The following is a 5,069-nucleotide window of genomic DNA, read 5'->3' on the forward strand; positions in this document are numbered from 1 at the left end:
TACAGCGAGGACGCTGTGGATCGGGAGATTATTCCTCTTCTGGTCCCGCTCTTCCGCGAAGCGAAAGCATTCACGGAGAGTTTGATCCTGGCTCAGGACGAACGCTGGCGGCGTGCTTAACACATGCAAGTCGAACGATGAACCTCTTTCGGGAGGGGATTAGTGGCGAACGGGTGAGTAACACGTGGGCAATCTGCCCTGCACTCTGGGACAAGCCCTGGAAACGGGGTCTAATACCGGATATGACCACCGGCCGCATGGTCTGGTGGTGGAAAGCTCCGGCGGTGCAGGATGAGCCCGCGGCCTATCAGCTTGTTGGTGGGGTGATGGCCTACCAAGGCGACGACGGGTAGCCGGCCTGAGAGGGCGACCGGCCACACTGGGACTGAGACACGGCCCAGACTCCTACGGGAGGCAGCAGTGGGGAATATTGCACAATGGGCGCAAGCCTGATGCAGCGACGCCGCGTGAGGGATGACGGCCTTCGGGTTGTAAACCTCTTTCAGCAGGGAAGAAGCGCAAGTGACGGTACCTGCAGAAGAAGCACCGGCTAACTACGTGCCAGCAGCCGCGGTAATACGTAGGGTGCGAGCGTTGTCCGGAATTATTGGGCGTAAAGAGCTCGTAGGCGGCTTGTCGCGTCGGATGTGAAAGCCCGGGGCTTAACCCCGGGTCTGCATTCGATACGGGCAGGCTGGAGTTCGGCAGGGGAGATTGGAATTCCTGGTGTAGCGGTGAAATGCGCAGATATCAGGAGGAACACCGGTGGCGAAGGCGGATCTCTGGGCCGATACTGACGCTGAGGAGCGAAAGCGTGGGGAGCGAACAGGATTAGATACCCTGGTAGTCCACGCCGTAAACGTTGGGCACTAGGTGTGGGCGGCATTCCACGTCGTCCGTGCCGCAGCTAACGCATTAAGTGCCCCGCCTGGGGAGTACGGCCGCAAGGCTAAAACTCAAAGGAATTGACGGGGGCCCGCACAAGCGGCGGAGCATGTGGCTTAATTCGACGCAACGCGAAGAACCTTACCAAGGCTTGACATACACCGGAAACGGCCAGAGATGGTCGCCCCCTTTGGGTCGGTGTACAGGTGGTGCATGGCTGTCGTCAGCTCGTGTCGTGAGATGTTGGGTTAAGTCCCGCAACGAGCGCAACCCTTGTCCTGTGTTGCCAGCAACTCTTCGGAGGTTGGGGACTCACGGGAGACTGCCGGGGTCAACTCGGAGGAAGGTGGGGACGACGTCAAGTCATCATGCCCCTTATGTCTTGGGCTGCACACGTGCTACAATGGCCGGTACAATGAGCTGCGATGCCGTGAGGTGGAGCGAATCTCAAAAAGCCGGTCTCAGTTCGGATTGGGGTCTGCAACTCGACCCCATGAAGTCGGAGTCGCTAGTAATCGCAGATCAGCATTGCTGCGGTGAATACGTTCCCGGGCCTTGTACACACCGCCCGTCACGTCACGAAAGTCGGTAACACCCGAAGCCGGTGGCCCAACCCCCTTTGTGGGGAGGGAATCGTCGAAGGTGGGACTGGCGATTGGGACGAAGTCGTAACAAGGTAGCCGTACCGGAAGGTGCGGCTGGATCACCTCCTTTCTAAGGAGCATCTTTGGCCACCACGTGTGGTGGTCCAGAGGCCCATTACGCAGGCGAGTGTTCTGCGGTGGGTTGCTCATGGGTGGAACGTTGACTATTCGGCACTCTTGGCTGGTTGTTCGTTAGTACTGCTTCGGCGTGGAAGACGGGTGATCGGGTGAGGGTGTTGGGCGCGCTGTTGGGTGTCTGAGGGCACGGCCGTTGGGTTGTGGCTCTTGGTGCCGGTCCCAGTGAACTCCGATGTGTGTCGGGGGTGGTGGGTGGCTGGTTGTTGTTTGAGAACTGCACAGTGGACGCGAGCATCTGTGGCCAAGTTTTTAAGGGCGCACGGTGGATGCCTTGGCACCAGGAACCGATGAAGGACGTGGGAGGCCGCGATAGGCCCCGGGGAGCTGTCAACCGAGCTGTGATCCGGGGGTGTCCGAATGGGGGAACCCGGCAGTCGTCATGGGCTGTCACCTGCCGCTGAATGTATAGGCGGTGTGGAGGGAACGCGGGGAAGTGAAACATCTCAGTACCCGTAGGAAGAGAAAACAACCGTGATTCCGGGAGTAGTGGTGAGCGAAACCGGATGAGGCTAAACCGTATGTGTGTGAGACCCGGCAGGGGTTGCGCATGCGGGGTTGTGGGACTGCGCTTCAGTCGTCTGCCGGCGGCTGGGTGAGTTAGAAACCGTATGGATAGGCGAAGGGCATGCGAAAGGCCTGGCGTAGAGGGTAAGACCCCCGTAGCTGAAATCTGTACGGCTCGCTTGTGTTGTTCCCAAGTAGCATGGGGCCCGAGAAATCCTGTGTGAATCTGGCGGGACCACCCGTCAAGCCTAAATATTCCCTGGTGACCGATAGCGGATAGTACCGTGAGGGAATGGTGAAAAGTACCGCGGGAGCGGAGTGAAAGAGTACCTGAAACCGTGTGCCTACAAGCCGTGGGAGCGTCGCGTTGCGTGCTTGCACGTAACGTCGTGACTGCGTGCCTTTTGAAGAATGAGCCTGCGAGTTTGCGGCATGTTGCGAGGTTAACCCGTGTGGGGGAGCCGTAGCGAAAGCGAGTCCGAAGAGGGCGTTGAGTAGCGTGTTCAAGACCCGAAGCGGAGTGATCTAGCCATGGGCAGGGTGAAGCGCGGGTAAGACCGTGTGGAGGCCCGAACCCACCAGGGTTGAAAACCTGGGGGATGACCTGTGGTTAGGGGTGAAAGGCCAATCAAACTCCGTGATAGCTGGTTCTCCCCGAAATGCATTTAGGTGCAGCGTCGTGTGTTTCTTGCCGGAGGTAGAGCACTGGATAGGCGATGGGCCCTACCGGGTTACTGACCTTAGCCAAACTCCGAATGCCGGTAAGTGAGAGCGCGGCAGTGAGACTGTGGGGGATAAGCTCCATGGTCGAGAGGGAAACAGCCCAGAGCATCGACTAAGGCCCCTAAGCGTGTGCTAAGTGGGAAAGGATGTGGAGTCGCAGAGACAACCAGGAGGTTGGCTTAGAAGCAGCCATCCTTGAAAGAGTGCGTAATAGCTCACTGGTCAAGTGATTCCGCGCCGATAATGTAGCGGGGCTCAAGTACACCGCCGAAGTCGTGTCATTTCAGTGTTACTCCTAACGGAGGCTGGGATGGGTAGGGGAGCGTCGTGTGCCGGGTGAAGCAGCCGTGGAAGCGAGTTGTGGACGGTTCACGAGTGAGAATGCAGGCATGAGTAGCGATACATGCGTGAGAAACGTGTGCGCCGATTGACTAAGGGTTCCTGGGTCAAGCTGATCTGCCCAGGGTAAGTCGGGACCTAAGGCGAGGCCGACAGGCGTAGTCGATGGAGAACCGGTTGATATTCCGGTACCCGCTATGCAGCGTCAAACATCGAATCAGGTGATGCTAAGTCCGTGAAGCCCCTCTGGATCCTTCGGGTGAAGGGGTGTGGTGGAGCCGACGGTCCGAGCTTGTAGTAGGTGAGTGATGGGGTGACGCAGTGAGGTAGTCCAGCCCGGGCGATGGTTGTCCCGGGGTAAGGGTGTAGCCCGTCAGGTAGGTAAATCCGCCTGGCTTGTGGGTGAGACCTGATGCCGAGCCGTTTGTGGTGAAGTGGGTGATCCTGTGCTGTCGAGAAAAGCCTCTAGCGAGTTGTGTGGCGGCCCGTACCCTAAACCGACTCAGGTGGTCTGGTAGAGAATACCGAGGCGTTCGGGTGAACTATGGTTAAGGAACTCGGCAAAATGCCCCCGTAACTTCGGGAGAAGGGGGGCCACACCTGGTGATCCAACATGCTTGGTGAGCTGGGGGTGGCCGCAGAGACCAGCGAGAAGCGACTGTTTACTAAAAACACAGGTCCGTGCGAAGCCGTAAGGCGATGTATACGGACTGACGCCTGCCCGGTGCTGGAACGTTAAGGGGACCGGTTAGTCAGGATTCGTCCTGGTGAAGCTGAGAACTTAAGCGCCAGTAAACGGCGGTGGTAACTATAACCATCCTAAGGTAGCGAAATTCCTTGTCGGGTAAGTTCCGACCTGCACGAATGGCGTAACGACTTCTTGACTGTCTCAACCATAGGCCCGGTGAAATTGCAGTACGAGTAAAGATGCTCGTTTCGCGCAGCAGGACGGAAAGACCCCGGGACCTTTACTACAGCTTGATATTGGTGTTCGGTTCGGCTTGTGTAGGATAGGTGGGAGACTGTGAAGCGGGCACGCCAGTGTTCGTGGAGTCGTTGTTGAAATACCACTCTGGTCGTGCTGGATGTCTAACCTGGGTCCGTGATCCGGATCGGGGACAGTGTCTGGTGGGTAGTTTAACTGGGGCGGTTGCCTCCTAAAGAGTAACGGAGGCGCCCAAAGGTTCCCTCAGCCTGGTTGGTCATCAGGTGGTGAGTGTAAGTGCACAAGGGAGCTTGACTGTGAGACTGACGGGTCGAGCAGGGACGAAAGTCGGGACTAGTGATCCGGCGGTGGCTTGTGGAAGCGCCGTCGCTCAACGGATAAAAGGTACCCCGGGGATAACAGGCTGATCTTCCCCAAGAGTCCATATCGACGGGATGGTTTGGCACCTCGATGTCGGCTCGTCGCATCCTGGGGCTGGAGTCGGTCCCAAGGGTTGGGCTGTTCGCCCATTAAAGCGGTACGCGAGCTGGGTTTAGAACGTCGTGAGACAGTTCGGTCCCTATCCGCTGCGCGCGTAGGAGTCTTGAGAAGGGCTGTCCCTAGTACGAGAGGACCGGGACGGACGGACCTCTGGTGTGCCAGTTGTTCTGCCAAGGGCATGGCTGGTTGGCTACGTTCGGGAAGGATAACCGCTGAAAGCATCTAAGCGGGAAGCCTGCTTCGAGATGAGGACTCCCACCCCCTTTTGAGGGGTTAAGGCTCCCTGGAGATGACGGGGTTGATAGGCCGGATCTGGAAGCACGGTAACGTGTGGAGGTGACCGGTACTAATAGGCCGAGGGCTTGTCCATAGAGGCTCGCGTCCACTGTGTGGGTTCTGAGACAACAACC

At 58.1% G+C, this 5,069-nt stretch carries 2 rRNA genes; both read left to right on the forward strand.

Annotation, left to right across the window (positions count from 1 at the left end):
* The first annotated feature begins 69 nt into the window (after nt 1-69).
* A 16S ribosomal RNA gene (locus JW613_RS35355) occupies nt 70-1,599 on the forward strand.
* A gap of 307 nt (nt 1,600-1,906) precedes the next feature.
* Nucleotides 1,907-5,029 (forward strand): 23S ribosomal RNA (locus tag JW613_RS35360).
* Together the 16S and 23S rRNA genes form the textbook arrangement of a ribosomal RNA operon.
* The last annotated feature ends 40 nt before the right edge of the window (nt 5,030-5,069 follow it).

The organism is Streptomyces smyrnaeus (assembly GCF_017676345.1).
Lineage (GTDB): Bacteria > Actinomycetota > Actinomycetes > Streptomycetales > Streptomycetaceae > Streptomyces > Streptomyces smyrnaeus.